Raw genomic sequence first — 20,948 nt, 5'->3', positions numbered from 1 at the left:
AAAGCGCATGGTGAATAAACAGGGCAAATGAAATTATTTTATCAAGGATAAACTATGTCATTGACAGAAACTACGCTCACTTCTCCCGGCCACGACGAGGTTATTTTCTACGAAGGCCGGAATTTTGACGGCAAGGCTTATCTGTCCACGCTTGGCGCACAAGTCGATATTTATCGCAGCTACCGCCCCCTCAATGACAAATTGAATTCAGTGAAAATCGGCTCCGCATGCAAGGTCGTAGCGTTCTATCGTGCGAATTACGGGAATCCATCGAAAGAGCTGATTGCCGACACGGGCAATATCGATATCGGGGGCATGAGCGCATTTATCGTGCTCAATAAAGCCGGGCACCACGCCCTGTTATTCGAGTTCAGCGACAGCACCGGCCAAGGCCGCAGCATGACGCTTCAAAGCGCAGGATTCGGCTCGGTCATCCAGCCGAATCCCGAACCGGAAGAAGGAGCCGATCCGAATATCGCGCGCGCATTCGCCACGCTGAAAGAGACCGATATCGATACCAAGCCCCTCGTCACGGCAATCTTCGTCAGGAAACCGAACGGCGAATATGAAGACCCGAACGGCTCGCTTCACTTCTATTGGAAGGACGGCAAGCCTCATGCAAAGAACATCCCGGAATACGAGTCGGCCAGCCTGAGCTATACGCAGGAAGAAAACGTCTTTAAATTTACCTGGAAATAGCGCAAACCCCGCGTCGGCCGTAAGGCCGCGCCCCGGGATGACGGGAACGCATGCGTCGGATACCGTTCCCGGCAGCGGCAAGGCTGGCTACTCGCCGGCCTTGCTGATCGCCCGCCGGTCGCGCTTGGTCGGGCGCCCCTTGATGGTGGTTCCCGGCTCGCGGTACAGCTTGCGCGCTTCCAGGTCGTTTTCACGCTTGCTCACGCTCTCTTCGGTCTCCTCGTACAAGGTGCGCGCCACCGGGGCGCCGCCGCGCACGTCGGAAATGCCCATCACGCGCACTTCCCACGTCTCGGCGCCGTTGTCGATGGTCAGCTTGTCGTCCAGCTTGACCGTGCGCGCCGGCTTGATGCGCTCGCCGTCGAGGCGCACCTTGCCCGTATCGACCGCATCCGTCGCCAGCGAACGCGTCTTGAAAAAGCGCGCCGCCCATAACCATTTGTCTATTCGTACATTGTCCATCAGGCATATCCTATAGCGAAAATCCGCATCGCCATTTTATAGAAGAAATACGCCACCTCGTAACCGCTGCGCCGTACCCATCCCACGTGTTCAAAATCTTCCCGGCAAATCATAACGCCGTCGGCAATGCCGCGCCGGATGTGTTCGCGCATGGTGCGGGCGAATTCCTCGTCCTTGACGACCACATTGGCTTCCTGGTTCAAAAACAGCGACAAGCCATCGCAATTGCTCGACCCGACCGTCGACCAGTCGTCGTCGACCACGGCCACCTTGGCGTGCAGCTGGGTCTTGCGGTATTCGTAGACCTCGACCCCGCTGTCGAGCAGTTTCGGGTAGAACGAGCGCGCCACCATGTCTTGCAGCTTGATTTCGCCCACCCCGATCAGCAGCTTCACCTCGACCCCGCGCTCGGCGGCAATCGCCAGCGCCTTGCGGAATTTGTGTCCGGGGGCAAAGTACGGATTGACCAGCAGCACGCTCTTCTTGGCATGGCCGATCGCGTGCAGGTAGGCGCGCTGGATCGTGTGGCGGTTGCGCAAGCTGTCGCGCACCACGAACGCGGCCTGCATCGGCTTGTCGCCTTCGAGCGACTGGTCCTTGCGCATTTCGCGGAACAGACCGATCCGTTTCATCAGCCCCAGGTGGCCCACGCGCGCCCACTGGGTCTGCATTTCATGATGGATGGCCGCCACCAGCGGGCCGCGCACCTGCACCGCGAAGTCCCAGCGCGGCGCCGGCAAGCGTTTGCCCGGGTCGTAATCGCAGTACCAGTCATCGTTGACGTTGATGCCGCCGACAAACGCCACGGCGCGGTCGACCACGACAATCTTGCGGTGGGTGCGGGTCACGCCGCGTTTGAACCAGGCGTTGAAGGCGCGAAAGCGCACGTTGGCGGCCGCGAACGCGATGCCCAGGCGGGTCGACTGCGCGTGTCCGGTGCCCCACCAGTCGGTGACTACGCGCACCTTGACGCCGCGCTGGCCGGCGCGGCACAGGGCGTCGGCCACGGAGCGGCCGGTGGCGTCGTCCGCAAAGATATAAGTTTCGAAATAGATATCGTACTGCGCACCATCAATGGCCGCGATCAGCGCAGGGAAAAATTCCAGTCCGGTTTCAAGCAGGGCGATATCGTTGTGGGCGGTGTAATGGACCGGGCGCATAGTGCTTCATGTTTGGTTGCAAAGCCTCAGGCCAGCTTGAGGTTGGCCACGATCGGGGCGTGGTCCGATAATTTGGCCCATAACGCACCATGCAGGACCTCGGCCCCGTCCACCTTGAAGCCGCGCACGTAAATGCGGTCGAGGCGGAAGAACGGCAGCGCGGCGGGGAAGGTGCGCGCCGGCGTGACCGTTTTCTCGCGTCCCGAAAAGCTGCGCACCAGATCGCCCAGGCGCGAACGCGCACCCAGTTCGTCGAAGACTTCAACCACACCGAGCTCATTGCGCAGCTTGTCGCTGAGGTTGTTGCGCCAGTCGTTGAAGTCGCCCGCGATGATGACAGGCTCGCCATTCGGCGCCGATGCCTTCACGCAGTCGATGAGCGCCTGCGTCTGGCGTCCGCGTCCCGATTCGAACAGGCCCAGGTGGACCACGTAGCAATGCACCTGGCATTTGGGCGTATCGAGGATGCAGTGCAGGATGCCGCGCTGCTCGTATGCATGGTCCGACACGTCATGATTATGCGTGCCGCCGATGGGATACGCCGACAGCAAGGCATTGCCGTGGTGACCGTGATCGTACACCGCGTTCATGCCGTAGGCGGAATGATGCGAGTCGCCCGCGAAATACTCGTGCTGGGCGCGCTCGGGCCAGTGCCGGTGTCCGCGGCTCTCGTCGCCGAACTTCGCCGAGTTGCGGTCGTGCTTGCCCTGCACTTCCTGCAGGAACACGACGTCGGCGTCGAATTGGGCAATGGCCTTTTTCAGGGCCAGCACGCGTGGTGTGCTCCGGATGGAGGACACGCCTTTGTGGATATTATAGGTAGCGACACGAATCTTCATGGGAACATTCTAACCCCTTCAGTGAATGTTCTTCAGAAGGAACTCTATCGTGCGCACTTCTGCCCGTTCAGAGCGGATTTGCGGCGATGAAAAACCCCAGGTGATCGGGCAGCGCGCACCGGCGCCGGCAGGCCGCGTGACCGTGGCGGGCGGCACATCCGTGCTTTCGGCAGCTGTCCAAGGACTACCCGCTTCAGCGATGGCAACAAACAAGAAAAGGCGTTTTCTGAAGGCTTCAAAAAAACGGGTTTTGTGATTAATAAGATGATATGGTTGGTATTATCGCAATTTCAACCGCAGAAAGCCCGCAATGCGCCTTTTCAGAGCACTTGCCCTTATCGTCCTGGGCACCATGTCGCACGCGTCCGCGCAGGACGTGCTTCTGGCCGGCCACGTGCGGCGGGTGATTCTGGAGCCGTCCGGCACCGAAGAATGTCCGCTACCGTGCTCAATGCCCGTGGGTCACGCTTTCCGTAGGCACTGCCCCGTATCAGGCGAGTAATCTGCCGCAACGCCGAACCTCGTTCACTTGTGCAATACCCTTGCCAGCACGCTCTGTTCCAGCGCGGCAAAGGGAGCGCTACCGCGCCTGCCCGAACGCGGCAAGTCCACGTGCAAATCCTGGCTGATGCGACCGTCCTCAACCAGCAGCACGCGGTCGGCCAGGGCCAGCGCTTCCTGCACATCGTGCGTGACCAGCACGGCGGTAAAGCCGCGCGCCAGCCATAGCGATTCGATCAGTTGCTGCATCTCGATGCGGGTCAGCGCATCGAGCGCGCCCAGCGGCTCGTCGAGCAGCAACAGTTGCGGCTCGTGCACCAGCGCCCGCGCCAGGGCCACGCGCTGGCGCTGCCCGCCGGACAGTTCGGTCGGCCAGTCGCCTGCCCGCCCCGCCAGGCCGACCGTTTCCAGCGCTGCCGCGGCGCGCTCGCGCGAACCCGGCAACCCCAGCGCCACGTTTTCCAGCACGCTCTTCCACGGCAACAGGCGCGCTTCCTGGAACATGATGCGCACCTCCGGATCGCGCAAGCCGTCGCCGATGCGGATCTGGCCGGCATCCAAGGACTCGAGTTGCGCGATGGTGCGCAGCAAGGTGCTCTTGCCGCAACCACTGCGTCCGATCACGGCCACGAACTCGCCGGGCGCCAGTTCCAGGTCGACTCCACCCAGCACTTCACGTCCGGCATAGCTTTTCGTCACGCCGCGCAGCGACACGCCCACCCCATGCTGCCCCAGCGCGGCGGCCGCCCCAACGGTACGTTCTTCGATACGATTGATTTGCATGCTGTTTCCCGAGCTTGATTAGCGGTACGCCGGATTCCAGCGCAAGAAGTGCTTTTCCATCCCGCGCGACAACAGATCGGCGGCCTTGCCCAGCAGGGCATACAGCAAAATGCCAACCAGCACGACATCGGTTTGCAGGAACTCCCGCGCATTCATGGTCATGTAGCCGATGCCGGCCTGGGCGGAAATGGTTTCGGCCACGATCAGCAGCACCCATACCAGCCCCAGCGAAAAACGCACACCCACCAGGATCGACGGCAGCGCCGCCGGCAGGATCACATCGCGGTACAGCGGCCAGCCGGACAAGCCATAACTGCGCGCCATCTCGATCAGCCCCTGGTCGGCCGAGCGGATGCCGTGAAACGTATTCAGATATACCGGAAAAAACACGCCGATCGCCAGCAGGAACACCTTTGCGGTTTCGTCGATGCCAAACCACAGGATCACCAGCGGAATCAGGGCCAGCGCCGGAATGTTGCGGATCATTTGCAAGGTGGTGTCGAGCAAGGTTTCCGCGCGCCTGACGCTGCCGTTCAGCAACCCCAACAGCAAACCCAGCCCGGCGCCGATGGCAAAGCCGTTCACCGCGCGCCACAGGCTGGTGCGCAAGTGCTGCCACAGCTCGCCCGACACGGCCAGGGTCCAGAACGCCTTTGCCACGGCCCACGGCTCCGGCAGGATGCGGCTCGACAGCCAGCCCGCCTGCGCCGCAATCTGCCAGGCCAGGATCAGGCCAACCGGCAACGCCCATGGTGCCAGTGCCGATGGCCGAGGCACGCCAGCGCCGGCCATGGTCAGGCCGCCTTCTTCGGCAAGATATCGCTGGCCATCATCTCGCCGAACGGCCCGGTGATCGACTGCTCGCCGGCTTGCTTGCCCTTGCCCAGCAGCGGAAACACCAGTTCGGCGAAGCGGTACGATTCTTCCAGGTGCGGATAGCCGGACAGGATGAAGGTCTCGATGCCCAGGTCCGCATATTCCTGCATGCGCGCGGCCACCGTTTCGGCGTCGCCCACCAGCGCGGTGCCGGCGCCGCCGCGCACCAGGCCCACGCCGGCCCACAGGTTGGGCGACACTTCGAGCTGGTCGCGCCGGCCGCCGTGCAGGGCTGCCATGCGGCGCTGGCCCACCGAATCCATCTTGGCGAAGGCCGCCTGCGCCTTGGCGATAATCTCGTCATCCAAATGGCTGATTAATTCGTCGGCCGCGCGCCACGCCGCCTCATTCGTTTCGCGCACGATCACGTGCAGGCGAATCCCGAAGCGCAATGTGCGTCCGTGTTTGGCGGCGCGCGCGCGGATATCGGCCAGCTTCTCGGCCACCGCGGCCGGCGGCTCGCCCCAGGTCAGGTACACGTCCATCTGCTCGGCCGCCAGTTCGTGCGCCGGCTCGGACGAGCCGCCGAAGTACAGCGGCGGATACGGTTTTTGCACCGGCGGATACAAGGTCTTAGCGCCCTTGACCTGCAAGTGCTTGCCCTCGAAGTCGTAACCCGCCGCGCCGCCCTCGCCCGCCATGGTGGCGCGCCAGATGCGGAAGAATTCATCCGAAATTTCGTAACGTTTGCTGTGATCCGCAAACAAGCCATCCGCTTCCAGCTCGCCCTGGTCGCCTCCCGTCACCACATTGATCAAAAGGCGCCCGTTCGACAGGCGGTCGAACGTGGACGCCATGCGCACCGCCAGCCCTGGCGTCGACAGGCCGGGACGGATCGCCACCAGGAACTTGAGCTTCTGCGTGACGGCCATGAGCGACGAGGCCACCACCCAGGCGTCCTCGCAGGAACGCCCGGTTGGCAGAAGGACACCGTCGTAGCCGAGGGTATCGGCTGCAACGGCGACCTGGCGCAGATAGTCGGCATCGACACTGCGCGCACCCTTGCTGGTACCAAGATAGCGGCTATCGCTATGGGTGGGGATAAACCAGAACACATTCAACGACATGGAAATACTCCTGAATTTAAAGCTTGAACGCCAGCTGCGCGTCCTTGACGACAATCGGTTTCGGAATCAGTTTGAGACTGGCGAAGACATCGGCGATCTTCTGCTGCTCGCCAATGACTTCCGGCGTCACTGCCTTGACGCCATACGAATAGCGCTGCGCCGCCAGTTCCACGATGCTGCTTTCGAGCCCCGTCTGCGCCGCCAGGATGGCGGTGACTTCCTTGATGTTCCGGCGCCCCCACTCATCGACCTTGGCCAGTTCCTCGATGACGATGCGGATAATCTCCGGCTGCGCCTCGGCATACGGACGCGCCGCCAGATAGAACTGGTGGTTCGACACCAGGCCCTTGCCATCGGCCAGCACGCGTGCGCCGAGCTGCTTTTCGGCCGCGGCCAGGAACGGGTCCCAGATCACCCACGCATCGACGGCGCCGCGCTCGAACGAGGCGCGCGCATCGGCCGGCGGCAGGAACACGGTCTGCACGTCCTTGTAATCGATGCCGGCCTTTTCCAGTGCCCGCACCAGCAGGTAGTGCACGTTCGAGCCTTTGTTGAGGGCGATCTTCTTGCCCTTCAAATCGGCCACCGTGCGGATCGCCGATCCCTTGGGCACGACGATCGCTTCGGAGCTTGGGGACGGCGGCTCGTTGCCCACGTAGACCAGATTGGCCCCGGCAGCCTGCGCAAAGATCGGCGGCGCCTCGCCCACGGTGCCGAAGTCGATGCTGCCGACATTGAGCCCTTCCAGCAGCACCGGGCCGGCCGGAAATTCGGTCCACTTGACCGTCACGCCCTTGGCCGCCAGCCGTTTTTCGAGTGTGCCGCGCCCTTTAAGGAGCGTCAGCGTGCCGTATTTCTGATAACCGATGCGCACCACCTTGGCGCCCTGCGCCATGGCCGCACCGGGCAAGGCGCCCGCAACGGCGGCGGCGAACATCATTCCCAGGGTGCGGCGGCGCGCGCTGCGTTTGTCCAGATGCGAAGTCATGGTGCGGTCTTTCTGTAAAGGTCAGGCTGCGAGGGAATGCAGGGTGTGCTGCGAGTGCGGGCGGCGCTGCGGCAGCGCGAACAGCTCGGACGAGAGCTGCTCGACGCCGCGCGCCACGCGGGCGGCAATCGGTGCATCGAGCGTCAGGCCGGTGGCGGCACTCCAGCGCAACTGGTCGGACGTGGCGTAAATCCCGGGCAGGATGAAGCGCGCCGAGAGCGACGCCAGTACCGGCCGCAGCGCGTAATCGAGCACCAGCATGTGCGCCTGGCTGCCACCGGTGGCAAGCGGCAGCACCAGCTTGCCGTCCAGGCCATCCTGCGGCAGCAGGTCGAGGAAGGCTTTCAGGATGCCTGTGTACGACGCCTTGTAGACAGGCGTGGCGATGACGATGGCGTCGGCATCGAGCAGCAGCGCCGTGGCCCGCACGATGGCCGGGTCGTCGAAATTCGCATGCAGCAGCGCGTGCGCCGGCAGGTCGCGCACCTGCAGGGTGTTGCAGCGGTGGCCGTGCAGGGCGAGCTTGTCGCCCACGTGCTGCAGCAGCCTGGCGCCGCTCGACGATACCGACGGGCTCCCGCCCAGCAAAAGTACGCTCATGATTTTTCCGATCCGGTGTGAGGTTCAACAATGGAATGGACACAGGCTACGGCGCACGACGGCAAATCGAAACGAATGCTTTCACGCTTCGATATGCGCTTTTCGTTCCATCGTTTTACGCATAAGGAAGGGCGGATATCTTCGTTCACGGCGCGCCATGTGCGGTGCAATACTGGCCTCCTCGACTGTCCTTCAAGGCTTGTTCCATCATGTCAGCCACCCTGCTCCGCCCCGTACCCGATATCCAGCCCGGCGATCCGCTGGCCGTTGCCACCGCCCTCGCCGAGCGCCTTGCCCACACCGCGGTGCAGCGCGACCGGGATGGCGGCCATGCGGCCCAGGAGCGCGAATGGATCCGCGAATCGGGCTTGCTGACGCTGTCGATTCCCGCCGAATTCGGTGGCCAGGGCGCCTCATGGCCGGTGGTGTACCAGGCGATCCGCATCCTGGCGCGCGCCGACAGCGCACTGGCGCATGTCTTCGGCTTCCATCACCTGCAACTGGCCGGTATTCGCCTGTACGGCAGCGCGCAGCAGCAGCGCCACCTGCTCACCGCCACTGTCGAACAGGGTCTGTTCTGGGGTAACGCATTGAATCCGCTCGACCAGCGCACCACGGCACTGCGCGGCGCCGACGGCTTCACCCTCAATGGCGTCAAAAGCTTTTCATCGGGCTCGGTCGGTTCCGACTGGCTGACCGTATCGGCCTGGGACGCCGCCGCCGGCGAAGCGCTGATCGGCGTGGTGCCGACCGCGCAGCCAGGGGTGCGCGTGCAGGCCGACTGGGACGCCTTCGGCCAGAAACAGACCGACAGCGGCAACGTTCACTTCGACCAGGTGCCCCTGCCGGCCCGATACGTGCTGCAGGCGCCCGGCCAGGCGCCAACCGCGCAAGCTACCCTGCGCTCGCAGGTGGCGCAGCTGATCATGGCCAATCTGTACCTGGGCATCGCCAGTGGCGCCTTCGACGCCGCCCGCGCCTACACGCGCGAGCAGTCGCGCCCCTGGTTCGCGTCCGGCGTGGATGCCGCCAGCGACGATCCGTTCATCCAGCACCGCTACGGCGAACTGTGGCTGCTGCTGCGTCCCGCCCAGGTGCTGGCCGACCATGCGGCCCACGAGCTTGACCGCGCCTTCAACAAAGGCGCCCTGTTGACGGCGCGCGAACGCGGCGAAGTGGCGGTGGCGGTAGCCGAAGCGAAAGCCTTGTCGCACCGCGCCGGTATCGAAATCAGCAGCCAGATGTTCGAGCTGACGGGCGCGCGCGCCACCTCTGCCAAATTCGGCTACGACCGCTTCTGGCGCAACGTGCGCGTGCACACCCTGCACGACCCGATCGACTACAAGCTGCGCGACCTCGGACGCTACGTCCTCGATGGCAGCGTTCCCGAACCGACCGCCTACTCCTGACACCATGAGCGCTCACACCACCCATAGCGAGCCGCTGATCCGCATCGACGGCGCCAGCAAATCCTTCGCCCTGCCGCGCGGCGGCCAGTTCGACGCCGTCAGGAATGTCAGCCTCACGGTCGACAAGGGCGACGTATTTGGCCTGATCGGCAAAAGCGGCGCCGGCAAATCGACCCTGCTGCGCCTGATTAATCTGCTCGAGCGTCCCGACCGCGGCACCATCACCGTGGCCGGACGCGAACTGACCACCCTCGGCAAGCGAGAACTGCGCGACGCGCGCCAGAACATCGGCATGATTTTCCAGCAGTTCAACCTGCTGCAGAACGCCACCGTGTACGAGAATGTCGCTTTCCCACTGCGCATCCACGGCACCCTGAACGCGCCGCGCCTGGCCGCGCGCGTGCTCGAATGCCTGGAGCTGGTCGGCCTGGCCGACAAGGCCGAAAACTATCCGGCCCAGCTATCCGGCGGCCAGAAACAGCGCGCAGCCATCGCCCGCGCGCTGGCCAGCCGGCCCGACGTGCTCCTGTGCGACGAACCGACATCCGCGCTGGACGCCGAAACCACGCGCTCCCTGCTCGACACCCTGCGCGACATCAACCTGCGCCTGGGCGTGACCATCGTCATCGTCAGCCACGAGCTGTCGGTGCTGGGCGCCATCTGCAACCGGGTCGCGGTCATCGAAGACGGCGCCCTGGCCGAACAGTTCGCGCTGGCCGATACCAGCAGCGCGCGCATCACCGCGCTGGGCCGCGAGCTGGCCTACTACGGCAGCGAAGGTTTCGCCGCCACCGCATGGAAAGGAGTTGAACATGTTTGAAAATCTCGTCACCCTGCTGCCCGAACTGTGGGTGGCGCTCGGCCAGACCATGACCATGCTGGCGATCGGCCTGACGTCCGCCGTGGTGCTGGGCGGCCCGCTCGGCATCGTGCTGTTTCTGGTGGCCGACGGCCAGTCGCTGCAAAACCGCCCGCTTGCGCTGGTCCTCGGCTGGATCGTCAATACCGTGCGTTCCTTCCCCTTCATCATTTTGCTGGTGGCGCTGGTGCCTTTCACGCGCCTGATCGCCGGCACCTCGATCGGGCCGCTGGCAGCCGCCGTGCCGCTCTCGTTCGCGGCCATTCCTTACTTTGCGCGCCTCGTCGAACAGAACCTGCGCGACGTGCCGCGCGGCGTGATCGAAGCGGCCCACGCCATGGGCGCCTCCGAGTTCCAGATCGTTACCCGCGTGCTGCTGGTGGAAGCACGTTCCGGCCTGGTGCTGGCGTTGACGGTGCTGTCGATCAGCTTTTTGTCGTATTCGGCGGTAGCCGGCGTGGTGGGCGGCGGCGGCATCGGCGACCTGGCCATCCGCTACGGCTATTACCGCTTCCAGACCGACATCATGCTCGTCACCGTCGCCATTCTGGTGGTGCTGGTGCAGACCATCCAGTTCACCGGCACGCGCATCGCGCGCCGCATCGACCAGCGCTAAGAAATCACATTCACTTCATTCAGAGGACACCATGTTTATCGCACGCCGCACCATTCTCGCTGCAATCGCCGGCCTGGCCATTGCCACTTCCGCCAGCGCTGCCAAGGACCCGAAAGAAATCGTCATCGGCACCAGCGCCGGCCCGTACGCCGACCAGATCAAGCTGGGGATCAAGCCGATCCTCGAAAAACAGGGCTACAAGGTCAAGGTCATCGAATTCAACGACTACATCCAGCCCAACTTCGCGCTGGCCGAAGGCTCGCTCGACGCCAACGTGTTCCAGCATATCGTCTACTTGAACAAGTTCGCGACCGAGCACAAACTGGCGCTGACCGACCTGGTGACGATTCCGACCGCGCCGATCGCCATTTACAGCAAAAAGCACAAATCGCTGACCGAAGTGAAGGACGGCAGCACCGTGGCGCTGCCGAACGACCCGACCAATCAGGCGCGCGCGCTGGTGCTGCTCGACCAATTGGGCTGGATCAAGCTGCGCGAGAAATTCGACCCGGTGCGTGCATCCGAAAAGGACATCGCCAGCTTCCAGAAGAAGATCAAACTGGTGCCGCTGGAAGCGGCCCAGCTTCCGCGTTCGCTGCAGGACACCGACTACTCCTTCGTCAACGGGAACTACGCGCTGGCGTCGGGGCTGAAACTGACCGAAGCCCTGGTCACCGAGAAGATCTCGCCCAACTACATCAACCTGGTGGCGGTACGCACTGCCGACAAACAGAAGCAGTTTACGAAAGATATCGCGGCGGCCTACCGCTCGCCCGAGTTCCTGGCGGTCACCAACAAGCATTTCGCCGGCTACGCCAAAACCGACTACCAACTGGCCCTGCAAGCGGCAGCCAAATAGCATCATGGCCAAACCGATCCGTTTCAACGCGTTCCAGCTGAACACCGTGGGCCATCAATCCCCCGGGTTGTGGACCCACCCGCGCGACAACAGCCACCGCTATCTTGACGCCGACTACTGGATCGAACTGGCGCAACTGCTCGAAGCGGGCCGGTTCGACGCCATTTTCCTGGCCGATGTGCTGGGCGTGTACGACGTGTATGAGCGCAGCGCGGACGCCGCCCTGCGCCATGCAGTGCAGGCGCCGCTGAACGATCCGCTGGCACTGGTGCCGCTGATCGCCAACGCCACGCGCCACCTGGGCATTGGCGTCACCGCCGCCCTGACCTACGAGCACCCGTACACCTTTGCGCGGCGCATCTCCACGCTCGATCATCTGACGAAGGGACGCATCGGCTGGAACATCGTTACCGGTTACCTCGACAGCGCGGCGCGCAACCTGGGCCTGCAAAAACAGCTCGCCCACGACGAGCGCTACAACCTGGCCGACGAATACCTCGACGTGGTCTACAAGCTGTGGGAGAAAAGCTGGGAAAACGATGCCGTCGTGCGCGACAAGGCGCGCGGCGTGTATGCCGACCCCGGCAAGGTCCATCCGATCAACCATGAAGGCCGTTACTACAAGGTGCCCGGCATTCACCTGTGCGAACCGTCGCCGCAGCGCACGCCTTTCCTGTACCAGGCCGGCGCCTCGCCACGCGGCATGGCATTCGCGGCGCGCCACGCCGAAGCGACGTTTGTCAGCGGCCCGAGCGTCAACGTGGTCAAGCGCTACGTGGACGATACCCGCGCCGCCGTGCGCGCGGCCGGGCGCGATGGCGACGCCCTGCTGGTCTACGCGCAGGCACTGATCGTCACCGCGCCCACATCGGAAGAAGCGCACGCCAAGTACGAGCACTACCAGCGCCACATCAACATCGACGCCGCCCTGGCCCTGCTGTCCGGCTGGACCGGCGTGGACTTCAGCCGCATCCCGCTCGACGCCACCATCGACTACATCGAGACGGAAGCCGGGCGCTCCGCCCTCGCCTCGCTCAGCGCGGCCGATCCGTCGCGCACCTGGACGGTGCGCGAAGCGGCGCGCTTCATCGGCCTTGGGGGGCGCGGCCCGATCCTGGTCGGCTCGCCGTCCGAGGTGGCCGATCAGCTGGAAACATGGATGGAACAGACCGGCGTCGATGGCTTCAACCTGGCCTTTGCCATCGCCCACGAAACCATGCGCGATGTCGTCGAGCTGATCGTGCCGGAGCTGCAGCGGCGCGGCCGCTACCGCAATGACAGCGTCGGCGGAACCCTGCGCCATCAACTGACCGGCAAGAGTTCGCGCCTGCCGGACGGCCACCACGGCCGCCAGGTCCGTATCGCTCCGCTGCTGCAGTCGGCAGCCTGACCCCCACAACCCAAGGACCCCATGAAACGCCGCAATCTCCTGCAACTGGCCGCCCTGTCGGTCCTCCCCGGCGTGGCCAGCGCGGCGCCGCGGCGCGAACTGCGCCTCGATTACGCCTACTACTCGCCAACCAGCCTGGTATTGCGGCGCTTCGGCTGGCTGGAAGAAGAATTCAAGGCCGACGGCACCGCCATCAAATGGGTGCACAGCGCCGGCAGCAACCGCGCGCTCGAATACCTGAACGCCAACAGCATCGACATTGGTTCCAGCGCGGGCCTGGCCGCCCTGCTGGCCAAGGCCAACGGCAATCCGATCCGCGCGCCCTACATTTTCTCGCGCCCTGAGTGGACCGCACTGGTGGTGCGCAAGGACTCGCCGATCCGCACCCTGGCCGACCTGAAAGGCAAAAGGATCGCCGCCACCAAAGGCACCGATCCCTACCTGTTCCTGCTGCGCGCGCTCAAGACGGCGGGCCTGAAGCGCAGCGACATCGAACACGTCGGCCTGCAGCACGCGGATGGGCGCGCGACGCTGGAACAGGGCCGGATCGATGCCTGGGCCGGACTCGATCCGCACATGGCGGCGAGCGAACTGGAAGGCGGCTCGCGCCTGATCTACCGCAACGTGGCTTTCAACACCTACGGCTTCCTGAACGTGCGCGACGATTTCCTGGCCGCGCGCCCGGCGGAGACGGCGCGCGTGATCAAGACCTACGAGCGCGCCCGCAAATGGATCGGCGCCAATCAGAACGAGGCCGCGAAGATACTCGCGGAAGAAGCCAAGGTATCGCTGCCGGTGGCGCTGTTGCAGATCATCAAGCTGCGCAGCGATTTCAGCAACCCGCAGCCATCGGCGGAACACCTCAAGGCGCTGCAACTGGCGGCACCGATCCTGCGCGACGAAGCGCTGGTCAAGTCGGGTACGGACCTCGACAAGGTGATCGCGGAACTGGTCGACACGCGCTTTGCGCAAGCGCTCATCGCGCGCGAATAAACCATGACCGCCCGTTCACTCGACCTGCCGGCGCCAGCGCGCAGCCTTGCCCTGCGCATGCCGCTCGGCCTCGTGGTACCGGGCGCCGTGCTGGTGGCCGCCGAGGCGGGCGCGCGCAGCGGCGTCATTCCGCCCAACCTGCTGCCGGCGCCAAGCGATATCCTGCGCACCCTTGTCTACCTGGCGCAGAACGGGCTGGCGGCGCACGTGGCCAGCAGCACCGCCCGCGTACTGACCGGCTTCGCGGCCGGCGCCAGCCTCGCCGTGATTCTGGGAGCGGCGGTGGCGCTGAACCGGCGCACCGAAGCGCTGCTCGACCCCAGCTTCCAGGCGCTGCGCGCGATTCCCTCGCTGGCCTGGGTGCCCTTGCTGCTGCTGTGGTTCGGCATCGACGAGCTGCCCAAGCTGGTGCTGATCGCGATCGGCGCCTTCTTCCCGGTGTACATGGGCGTCGTTTCCGGCATTCGCGGCGTCGACCGCAAGCTGGTCGAAGTGGCGCGCCTGTACCGGTTAAGCCGTGTCGCGCTGGCGCGCCGGGTACTGCTGCCGGCCGCCCTGCCTTCCTTGACGACGGGCCTGCGCAATGGCCTCAGCCTGGCGTGGATGTTCATGGTGGCGGCCGAACTGATCGCGGCCAGCAAAGGCCTCGGCTACCTGCTCTCGGACGGGCGCGAAACCAGCCGCGCCGATATCGTGCTCGCTGCCATCGTGCTGCTGGCGGTGCTGGGCAAAGCCAGCGACTGTATGATGCAGCTGCTTGAGAACCGGCTGCTGGCCTGGCGCGACAACCATGTCGACCGAGGCCCGGCATGACGCCTCTGTTCGAGGCGCACATCGCCGACAAGCGCCACGGCACGCGCCAGGTGCTGCGCGACACTCACTTGCAGCTGCACGCGGGCGAAATCGTCAGCCTGATCGGCGCCAGCGGATGCGGCAAGAGCACCCTGCTCTCCATCGCCGCTGGGCTGGACCGCGAGTTTCGCCGCGAGGTGCTGCTCGATGGCGTGGCACAGACAGGCGTGAGCCGCGATATCGGTGTCATCTTCCAGGAGCCGCGCCTGTTCCCCTGGCTGACGGTGGGCCAGAACATCGCCTTCGGCCAGGGGCCCGGCCGCGCGCAACGCCGCCGCGGTGGAGCGCCTGCTGGAGGAAGTGGGGCTCGATGGCTACGCCGCTGCGCTGCCCAAGCAGCTCTCGGGCGGGCAGGCGCAGCGCGTGGCGATTGCGCGCGGCCTGTTTACGCGTCCGCGCGTGCTGCTGCTCGACGAACCGTTTTCGGCGGTCGACGCCTTTACGCGCATGAAGCTGCAAGACCTGTTGACACGCGTGGCGCGCGAACATGCACTCACGCTGCTGCTGGTCACGCACGACATTGATGAGGCGCTGTACCTGAGCGACCGCGTGGTGCTGCTCGATAGCGCCGCCGGCCCGGTGGCGGCCGAATTCGCTGTGCCGCTGGCACGCCCGCGCCTGCGTGGCGACAGCGCGCAGGCGGCGATCAAGGCGGCCATCCTGCGCCGCCTGGAAGCAGCGCACGCGATCTAGTCGCTGCGCATCTGCGCCTGCGACACCGTGCTGCCCGGCGCCACGCTGTCGGTCAGCCACACATTGCCGCCGATGGTAGACCCGGCGCCGATGGTGATCCGTCCCAGGATGGTCGCTCCCGCGTAGATCACCACATCGTCCTCCACGATCGGATGGCGCGCCACGCCCTTGATCAGGGTGCCGTTTTCTTCGGCCGGGAAGCGCTTGGCGCCCAAGGTCACGGCCTGGTACAGGCGCACGCGCTGGCCGATGATGGCGGTTTCGCCGATGACCACGCCGGTGCCGTGATCGATAAAGAAGCTGCCCCCGATGCGCGCCCCCGGATGGATGTCGATCCCGGTCAGCGAGTGGCCGATGTCCGACACCAGCCGCGCCAGGAACGGTACGCCCAGCTGGTGCAGCCGGTGCGCGAAGCGGTGGTACAGGATGGCGATGGTGCCCGGGTAGCACAGCATGATTTCGGCCACCGAGGTGGCGGCCGGGTCGCCCGCCAGTGCGGCCTGCACATCCGACACCAGCAGCGCGCGGATGCCAGGCAGGCCGGCGGCAAAGTCGCGTGTGATGGCCCCCGCTTTCTGCACCAGTGCTTCCTCGCTGGCGTCGTCCGGCTGCGCCGAAAACAGCAGGCCGCGGCGCACCTGCTCGACCAGCCGGTTCACGGTCGTGGTGAGGGTGTCGCCGACGAAATAATCGATGCTCTCGTCGGTCAGGTTGGGGCGCCCGTAATGAGTCGGGAACAGCGCCGCCGACAGACCATTCACGATCACGGTGAGCGCCTCGCGCGAGGGCAGCTCGCGCACCCGCCCGTGGTGGCGGATGTTATGCGTGGCTTCGCGCGAGACGCGCAGTTCCTCGATCACGGGACCAAGGTTCCAATGCGGCGCGCGGGCGCCGGCCGGTTCGGGGATGTCGTTTTTCATGCGCCGAGCCTAGCGCAGGCGCGCCGCAAACGGAACGAATCATTTCGCGCTTGCATATGTGTTTTTCTTGCGCGGTGCAGTGAAAAATCAGACGTTGTTGCTCTTAATTATTTTTCTCAAATTTGAAGTTTGACATGATTGCTCGTATGTTATTATTTCTTTATGAACACAACATTGGTTAGACGGCAATTTGCGCGTCGATGTTTGCAAACTAAGCCCGCACCGAATAATTGATCTCCCCACCGCCAGAAAGAGAGCCATGCCCCTCAACACTATCGCGACGAATACTGTAATCACCAACCTCACCACCCCAGTCAGCGGCACCGCCGGCAACGACACGCTGAACGGCGGCGCTGCCGATGACGTACTGAACGGCCTGTCCGGCAACGATCAGTTATTCGGTCTCGCCGGCAACGACATCCTTGATGGCGGCGCCGGCAACGACTTCCTCAACGGCGGCCTGGGCGACGATGTCTACCTGTTCGGCCGTGGCGACGGGCGCGACATCGCGTACATGATCGATGTCCGTCCGCAAACCGAGGTGAACACGCTGCGCCTGAAGGAAGGCGTGCTGCCGTCCGACCTCGCCTTTGACATGATTGGCACGTCCTTGCTCATCAATATCATCGGCACCGGCGACCAGTTCCGGGCGGACGGCTTCCTGTACGGAACCAGCACCACCAACAGCGCCAATCCACTGCAACAAATCATTTTCTCCGATGGCACTACGTGGAACCTGGCCGAGATCCAGGCCAAGCTATACGCCGGTACCGACGGCGCCGACGTGCGCGGCGGCACCTACCTGGGTGATGCCATGACCGGCCTGGGGGGCAGCGACCTGCTCGACGGCCGCGCCGGCAACGATACCATCGATGGCGGCGCCGATGCCGACACCCTCATCGGCGGGCTGGGCAACGACCAGTTGCTCGGCGGCGCAGGCAACGACAAGCTGGCGGGCGATGACGGCAACGACAAGCTCGTTGGCGGCGCGAACGACGACCTGCTTGACGGCGCGCAAGGCGCCGATACGCTTGACGGTGGCGACGGCGATGACTATCTGAACGGCGGCCTCGACCACGATCTGCTGCTGGGCGGAATCGGCAACGACGAGCTCGATGGCGGGGACGGCGATAATACGCTCGACGGCGGCGCCGGCACCGACATCCTCACGGGTGGCTTCGGCAAGAATGTGTACATGTTTGGTAAAGGCGACGGCCAGGACACCATTTCGATGGGCATGACCAATGCGCCGGGCCGCCTGGGTACGCTGCAGTTCAAGGAGGGCGTTCTGCCGGCGGACGTGATCGTCACTCCCGGCCCCTCAGGCTACGGCGGCTTGATCGTCAAGATCAGGGACACGGCCGATCAGGTGACGATCGGCGGCTTCCTGTTCCAGGATGACCCCGCTTCAGCCTACAATCCGGTGCAAGAGTTCAGGTTTGCCGAGGGCACGATTTGGAACCTGGCGGCCATCCAGGCCGCCTTGTACGCGGGCAGCAAGGACGCCGACCGTCTCGAGGGCACGGTCAAGGGCGAACTGATCACGGGACAAGGCGGCAACGACTGGCTCGACGGCAAGGGCGGCGACGATACCCTCGATGGCGGCGCCGGCAATGACACCATTCATGGCGGCAGAGGCAACGATATCTATCTGTTCGGCAGAGGCGATGGCCAGGATGATCTCCGCGCAGCCAGCGACGATGCGCCAGGCACGATCAATACCTTGCAGCTGAAGGCCGGTGTTGCTCCAGGCGACATTGTCCTGAGCCGCATGCTAAGCACGCTGGTGGTCGGCATCAAGGGTACGACCGACAAGATCACGGTTGGTCAATTCCTGGCCTACGACAGCATTAACAACCCCCTCAACCCGCTGCAGCAAATCCGCTTCGCCGACGGCACCGCATGGGATGCCGCCACCATTCTCGCCAAACTGACCACGCCCACCGAAGGCAACGACACCATCAGCGGCACCAGCGGCAATGACGTGCTCAGCGGAGCAGGCGGGGCTGACAAGCTCAATGGCCTCGGCGGCAACGATACCCTTGATGGCGGCAGCGGCAACGACGTCCTCGACGGCGGCGAAGGCGCCGATACCTTCCTGTTCGGTAAAGGCGATGGCCAGGACAGGATCACCCACATTCATGGCAGCGGCATCGATACCCTGCAGCTCAAGCCTGGCGTGAGCGCTGGCGATGTGCTGCTCGAAGCATCGCCTTACAGCGGCCTGGTGGTCAAGATCAAGGGCGGGACCGATCAAGTCACCGTCGAACAATTCATGCCCAACAACAGTACCGCGACCGAACTCCATCCGCTTCAGCAAATCCGTTTTGCCGACGGCACCGCCTGGAACGTGGCCCAGATCGAGGCGCAGCTGTACGGCGGCAGCGCGGGTGCGGACCGGGTGTCCGGCACCGTCAACGCGAACACCATGTTCGGCCTGGCCGGGGCAGATAATCTGTCTGGCAACGCAGGCAACGACACCATTGATGGCGGCCTCGGCAACGACACAATCAATGGCGGAGGCGGCAGCGACACCTACGTGTACGGGCGTGGCGATGGCATCGATACGCTCATGCCCACTTACAATGACGTCGCCGGCAAGATCGATGTGCTGCAATTCAAGGCTGGTATTGCGCCAGCCGACATTACCCTGGCAACTTCCTACAGCGCGCTGGTCGTCAAGCTCAACGGAGGCGCCGACCAGGTCCGCGCCGAGGGCTACCTCAGCCAGGACAACCCGGCCAGCGGCACCAATCCCGTGCAGGAAATTCGTTTCGCCGATGGCACGGTATGGAACACGGCGACCATCCAAAGCCTGCTGCTTGCCGGCACCAATGGCGCTGAAGAAATCAGCGGCACGTTCGCTGCCGATACCATCACCGGGCTTGCCGGGGCGGACAATCTGAGCGGCAAGGGTGGCGACGACACGCTCGACGGCGGCGCCGGCGACGACACCGTCACCGGCGGCGAAGGCAGCGACACCTACCTGTTCGGGCGCGGCGATGGCGCGGACCTGGTCGGTGCGGTCAACGACTGGGCCACCGGCAAGGTCGACACCCTGCAATTGAAAGCCGGCATCCTGCCTGGCGACATCAGCCTGGAGAGCGGCAACGGAATCTTGACGGTGAAGATCGACGGCTCGGCCGACTCGCTGTCCGTGCAATATTTCCTGCACGAAGATAACACCGCGAACACCTATAACCCGCTGCAGCAGATCCGCTTTGCCGACGGCGCCACCTGGAACCTGGCGGCCATCGAAGCGAAGCTGTTCGCGGGCAGCGCTGCCAACGACCGGATCGACGGCACCGTGAAGGCCGACGTGATCAGCGGCCTGGCCGGGAACGATGCCATCGATGGCAAGGGCGGGGACGACATTATTCGCGGCGGCGCCGGCGACGACCGTATCATCGGCGGCAACGGCAACGATACCTATTTGTTCGGCAGGGGTGATGGCCAGGATACCTTGTTGAGCGCCAAGCCTAGCCCGGAAGGCAAGTTGAATACGCTGCAATTGGACATTGGCATCGCCGGTAGCGATCTGCAATTAAGCAAGTCAGGCACCACCTTGCTGATCAAGATCGCCGGCGGCAGCGACCAGTTGACGGTCTACAGCTTCCTGTCTGAAACAGCGACGCCGAATCCCTCCAATCCACTGCAGCAGATCACCTTCGCCGATGGCATCAGCTGGGATCTGGCAAGGATCAATGCGGAGCTGGTGGCCGACAGCACGCCGGCACCGGCCGCCGCGCCGTGGGGCAGCATGGCCGCGCCCGAGATAAATGTGGATCTGATGGGGGTTGCCACGCCACCGCTGCTGTAACCAGGCGGGCGCACGAACTGGCTGGCGCCCCGCCCGCCGGTCAGTCGGGCCGGTTCAACCTGCGCGGAAGTTGCAGTATCGCCTCCGCGTTGGACGATGAAAAGCAGCGGTCGGCCGCCTCCACGTGAGGCAGCCAGACGTGCCGCAGGTGCTCGCGCGCGCTCAACACAATGGGCGTGTCGCGCGGTACGCACACGCTGAACACATGTTCGGTGTTGTGGGTCACGCCAGGCGCGTAGCGGTGGCGCCAGACCGGATAGATTTCATAGATATTCGACAGCTGCCAGTCGCGCAGCGCAATGGCGTCGCCATCGGCCACGATGCCGGTTTCCTCGAACAGTTCACGCGCGGCGGTGTCGAGCAGCGGTTCATCGGGCGCATCGAGCGAGCCGGTGACCGACTGCCAGAATCCCGGCTTGTCGGCGCGCTCGATGAGCAGCACCTCCAGCGCGGGCGTGTGAATGACGACGAGGACGGATTCCGGAATTTTAGCGGGCATGAATCATTGATCAGGATCGGGCCAAGGCCGCGGACGAAAAAAAAGCACGGCGAACCGTGCTTT

General features: G+C 64.3%; 20 protein-coding genes and 1 pseudogene. 11 read left to right on the top strand and 10 right to left on the bottom strand.

All coding sequences use genetic code 11. The features are described 5' to 3' along the window. Positions 1 to 54 precede the first annotated feature (54 nt). A complete protein-coding gene (locus tag CR152_RS05155; protein WP_099873961.1) occupies positions 55 to 699 on the top strand; it encodes a beta/gamma crystallin domain-containing protein in 645 nt (214 codons plus the stop codon). Between the two features lie 87 nt (positions 700 to 786). On the opposite strand, the gene CR152_RS05150 is transcribed toward CR152_RS05155, so the two are convergent. Genes CR152_RS05150 through CR152_RS05140 form a run of 3 tightly spaced genes read right to left on the bottom strand, consistent with a single transcriptional unit; the run spans position 787 to position 3,160 of the window. After that, on the bottom strand, positions 787 to 1,161 hold the full coding sequence (locus tag CR152_RS05150; protein ID WP_099873960.1) for an RNA-binding S4 domain-containing protein: 375 nt from the start codon (positions 1,159 to 1,161) through the stop codon (positions 787 to 789). Beyond that, the gene (gene clsB / locus CR152_RS05145; RefSeq protein ID WP_099873959.1) at positions 1,161 to 2,321 is read right to left on the bottom strand and encodes a cardiolipin synthase ClsB; all 1,161 of its coding nucleotides are present in this window, start codon (positions 2,319 to 2,321) and stop codon (positions 1,161 to 1,163) included. The genes CR152_RS05150 and clsB overlap by 1 nt, the downstream gene beginning before the upstream one ends. Positions 2,322 to 2,347: 26 nt before the next feature. After that, a complete protein-coding gene (locus tag CR152_RS05140) occupies positions 2,348 to 3,160 on the bottom strand; it encodes an endonuclease/exonuclease/phosphatase family protein (RefSeq protein ID WP_099873958.1) in 813 nt (270 codons plus the stop codon). 49 nt (positions 3,161 to 3,209) lie between these two features. On the opposite strand from CR152_RS05140, the gene CR152_RS32675 reads away from it, so the two are divergent. Beyond that, positions 3,210 to 3,416, top strand: coding sequence for a hypothetical protein (locus tag CR152_RS32675; RefSeq protein WP_157778327.1), 207 nt, complete (start codon positions 3,210 to 3,212; stop codon positions 3,414 to 3,416). A gap of 269 nt (positions 3,417 to 3,685) precedes the next feature. Here the strand turns inward: CR152_RS32675 and CR152_RS05135 are convergent, their stop codons facing one another. Genes CR152_RS05135 through ssuE form a run of 5 tightly spaced genes read right to left on the bottom strand, consistent with a single transcriptional unit; the run spans position 3,686 to position 7,975 of the window. Next, positions 3,686 to 4,444 (bottom strand): ATP-binding cassette domain-containing protein, encoded by a 759-nt coding sequence (locus CR152_RS05135; protein ID WP_099873957.1) that lies wholly within the window; start codon positions 4,442 to 4,444, stop codon positions 3,686 to 3,688. A gap of 18 nt (positions 4,445 to 4,462) precedes the next feature. Next, positions 4,463 to 5,236 (bottom strand): aliphatic sulfonate ABC transporter permease SsuC, encoded by a 774-nt coding sequence (gene ssuC / locus CR152_RS05130; protein ID WP_099873956.1) that lies wholly within the window; start codon positions 5,234 to 5,236, stop codon positions 4,463 to 4,465. Positions 5,237 to 5,238: 2 nt separating this feature from the next. Beyond that, positions 5,239 to 6,387, bottom strand: a complete 1,149-nt coding sequence (gene ssuD, locus CR152_RS05125; RefSeq protein ID WP_099873955.1) for an FMNH2-dependent alkanesulfonate monooxygenase — start codon at positions 6,385 to 6,387, stop codon at positions 5,239 to 5,241. A 16-nt stretch (positions 6,388 to 6,403) separates the two neighbouring features. Then, positions 6,404 to 7,375, bottom strand: coding sequence for a sulfonate ABC transporter substrate-binding protein (locus tag CR152_RS05120; protein WP_099873954.1), 972 nt, complete (start codon positions 7,373 to 7,375; stop codon positions 6,404 to 6,406). Between the two features lie 21 nt (positions 7,376 to 7,396). Beyond that, entirely contained in the window at positions 7,397 to 7,975 is a 579-nt protein-coding gene (ssuE, locus tag CR152_RS05115; RefSeq protein ID WP_099873953.1) for an NADPH-dependent FMN reductase, read from the bottom strand. A gap of 209 nt (positions 7,976 to 8,184) precedes the next feature. Here ssuE and CR152_RS05110 point away from each other — a divergent pair, with 209 nt between their 5' ends. The 8 genes and pseudogenes from CR152_RS05110 (at position 8,185) to CR152_RS34945 (ending at position 15,646) form a co-directional block, all read left to right on the top strand. Then, positions 8,185 to 9,384, top strand: coding sequence for an acyl-CoA dehydrogenase family protein (locus CR152_RS05110; protein ID WP_099873952.1), 1,200 nt, complete (start codon positions 8,185 to 8,187; stop codon positions 9,382 to 9,384). Between the two features lie 4 nt (positions 9,385 to 9,388). Beyond that, a complete protein-coding gene (locus CR152_RS05105; RefSeq protein ID WP_099873951.1) occupies positions 9,389 to 10,204 on the top strand; it encodes a methionine ABC transporter ATP-binding protein in 816 nt (271 codons plus the stop codon). After that, positions 10,197 to 10,859 (top strand): methionine ABC transporter permease, encoded by a 663-nt coding sequence (locus tag CR152_RS05100; protein WP_099873950.1) that lies wholly within the window; start codon positions 10,197 to 10,199, stop codon positions 10,857 to 10,859. Before CR152_RS05105 ends, CR152_RS05100 begins: the two co-directional genes overlap by 8 nt. 31 nt (positions 10,860 to 10,890) lie before the next feature. Further along, complete coding sequence (locus CR152_RS05095) at positions 10,891 to 11,718, top strand: MetQ/NlpA family ABC transporter substrate-binding protein (protein ID WP_099873949.1); 828 nt, start codon at positions 10,891 to 10,893, stop codon at positions 11,716 to 11,718. A gap of 4 nt (positions 11,719 to 11,722) precedes the next feature. Continuing rightward, positions 11,723 to 13,108: an LLM class flavin-dependent oxidoreductase gene (locus CR152_RS05090; RefSeq protein WP_099873948.1), complete on the top strand. Its 1,386-nt coding sequence runs from the start codon at positions 11,723 to 11,725 to the stop codon at positions 13,106 to 13,108. Between the two features lie 21 nt (positions 13,109 to 13,129). Then, positions 13,130 to 14,101, top strand: a complete 972-nt coding sequence (locus CR152_RS05085; RefSeq protein ID WP_099873947.1) for an aliphatic sulfonate ABC transporter substrate-binding protein — start codon at positions 13,130 to 13,132, stop codon at positions 14,099 to 14,101. A gap of 3 nt (positions 14,102 to 14,104) precedes the next feature. Continuing rightward, on the top strand, positions 14,105 to 14,914 hold the full coding sequence (locus CR152_RS05080; RefSeq protein ID WP_099873946.1) for an ABC transporter permease: 810 nt from the start codon (positions 14,105 to 14,107) through the stop codon (positions 14,912 to 14,914). Next, positions 14,911 to 15,646 (top strand): annotated as a pseudogene (locus tag CR152_RS34945) (ABC transporter ATP-binding protein). The gene CR152_RS05080 and the pseudogene CR152_RS34945 overlap by 4 nt, the downstream one beginning before the upstream one ends. Here CR152_RS34945 and epsC read toward each other — a convergent pair. Then, the gene (gene epsC / locus CR152_RS05070; RefSeq protein ID WP_099873945.1) at positions 15,643 to 16,566 is read right to left on the bottom strand and encodes a serine O-acetyltransferase EpsC; all 924 of its coding nucleotides are present in this window, start codon (positions 16,564 to 16,566) and stop codon (positions 15,643 to 15,645) included. The pseudogene CR152_RS34945 and the gene epsC overlap by 4 nt on opposite strands. A 259-nt stretch (positions 16,567 to 16,825) precedes the next feature. Between epsC and CR152_RS05065 the strand changes: the two genes are divergently transcribed. Next, positions 16,826 to 20,386 carry a calcium-binding protein gene (locus tag CR152_RS05065; RefSeq protein ID WP_157778326.1) on the top strand — a complete coding sequence of 1,187 codons (3,561 nt, stop codon included), beginning with the start codon at positions 16,826 to 16,828 and terminating at the stop codon, positions 20,384 to 20,386. A 40-nt stretch (positions 20,387 to 20,426) separates the two neighbouring features. Here CR152_RS05065 and nudB read toward each other — a convergent pair whose 3' ends face one another. Further along, positions 20,427 to 20,885, bottom strand: a complete 459-nt coding sequence (gene nudB / locus CR152_RS05060; protein ID WP_099873943.1) for a dihydroneopterin triphosphate diphosphatase — start codon at positions 20,883 to 20,885, stop codon at positions 20,427 to 20,429. Positions 20,886 to 20,948: the final 63 nt, after the last annotated feature.

Source organism: Massilia violaceinigra (assembly GCF_002752675.1).
Taxonomy (GTDB): Bacteria; Pseudomonadota; Gammaproteobacteria; order Burkholderiales; family Burkholderiaceae_D; genus Telluria_A; species Telluria_A violaceinigra.
This window is presented reverse-complemented; position numbering and strand designations above follow the sequence as displayed.

Bases quoted from the DNA above. Each gene is read 5' to 3' on its own strand.
- CR152_RS05155 (WP_099873961.1), top strand. From the start codon at position 55: ATGTCATTGACAGAAACTACGCTCACTTCTCCCGGCCACGACGAGGTT.
- CR152_RS05150 (WP_099873960.1), bottom strand. From the start codon at position 1,161: ATGGACAATGTACGAATAGACAAATGGTTATGGGCGGCGCGCTTTTTC.
- clsB (WP_099873959.1), bottom strand. From the start codon at position 2,321: ATGCGCCCGGTCCATTACACCGCCCACAACGATATCGCCCTGCTTGAA.
- CR152_RS05140 (WP_099873958.1), bottom strand. From the start codon at position 3,160: ATGAAGATTCGTGTCGCTACCTATAATATCCACAAAGGCGTGTCCTCC.
- CR152_RS05135 (WP_099873957.1), bottom strand. From the start codon at position 4,444: ATGCAAATCAATCGTATCGAAGAACGTACCGTTGGGGCGGCCGCCGCG.
- ssuC (WP_099873956.1), bottom strand. From the start codon at position 5,236: ATGGCCGGCGCTGGCGTGCCTCGGCCATCGGCACTGGCACCATGGGCG.
- ssuD (WP_099873955.1), bottom strand. From the start codon at position 6,387: ATGTCGTTGAATGTGTTCTGGTTTATCCCCACCCATAGCGATAGCCGC.
- CR152_RS05120 (WP_099873954.1), bottom strand. From the start codon at position 7,375: ATGACTTCGCATCTGGACAAACGCAGCGCGCGCCGCCGCACCCTGGGA.
- ssuE (WP_099873953.1), bottom strand. From the start codon at position 7,975: ATGAGCGTACTTTTGCTGGGCGGGAGCCCGTCGGTATCGTCGAGCGGC.
- CR152_RS05110 (WP_099873952.1), top strand. From the start codon at position 8,185: ATGTCAGCCACCCTGCTCCGCCCCGTACCCGATATCCAGCCCGGCGAT.
- CR152_RS05105 (WP_099873951.1), top strand. From the start codon at position 9,389: ATGAGCGCTCACACCACCCATAGCGAGCCGCTGATCCGCATCGACGGC.
- CR152_RS05100 (WP_099873950.1), top strand. From the start codon at position 10,197: ATGTTTGAAAATCTCGTCACCCTGCTGCCCGAACTGTGGGTGGCGCTC.
- CR152_RS05095 (WP_099873949.1), top strand. From the start codon at position 10,891: ATGTTTATCGCACGCCGCACCATTCTCGCTGCAATCGCCGGCCTGGCC.
- CR152_RS05090 (WP_099873948.1), top strand. From the start codon at position 11,723: ATGGCCAAACCGATCCGTTTCAACGCGTTCCAGCTGAACACCGTGGGC.
- CR152_RS05085 (WP_099873947.1), top strand. From the start codon at position 13,130: ATGAAACGCCGCAATCTCCTGCAACTGGCCGCCCTGTCGGTCCTCCCC.
- CR152_RS05080 (WP_099873946.1), top strand. From the start codon at position 14,105: ATGACCGCCCGTTCACTCGACCTGCCGGCGCCAGCGCGCAGCCTTGCC.
- epsC (WP_099873945.1), bottom strand. From the start codon at position 16,566: ATGAAAAACGACATCCCCGAACCGGCCGGCGCCCGCGCGCCGCATTGG.
- CR152_RS05065 (WP_157778326.1), top strand. From the start codon at position 16,826: ATGCCCCTCAACACTATCGCGACGAATACTGTAATCACCAACCTCACC.
- nudB (WP_099873943.1), bottom strand. From the start codon at position 20,885: ATGCCCGCTAAAATTCCGGAATCCGTCCTCGTCGTCATTCACACGCCC.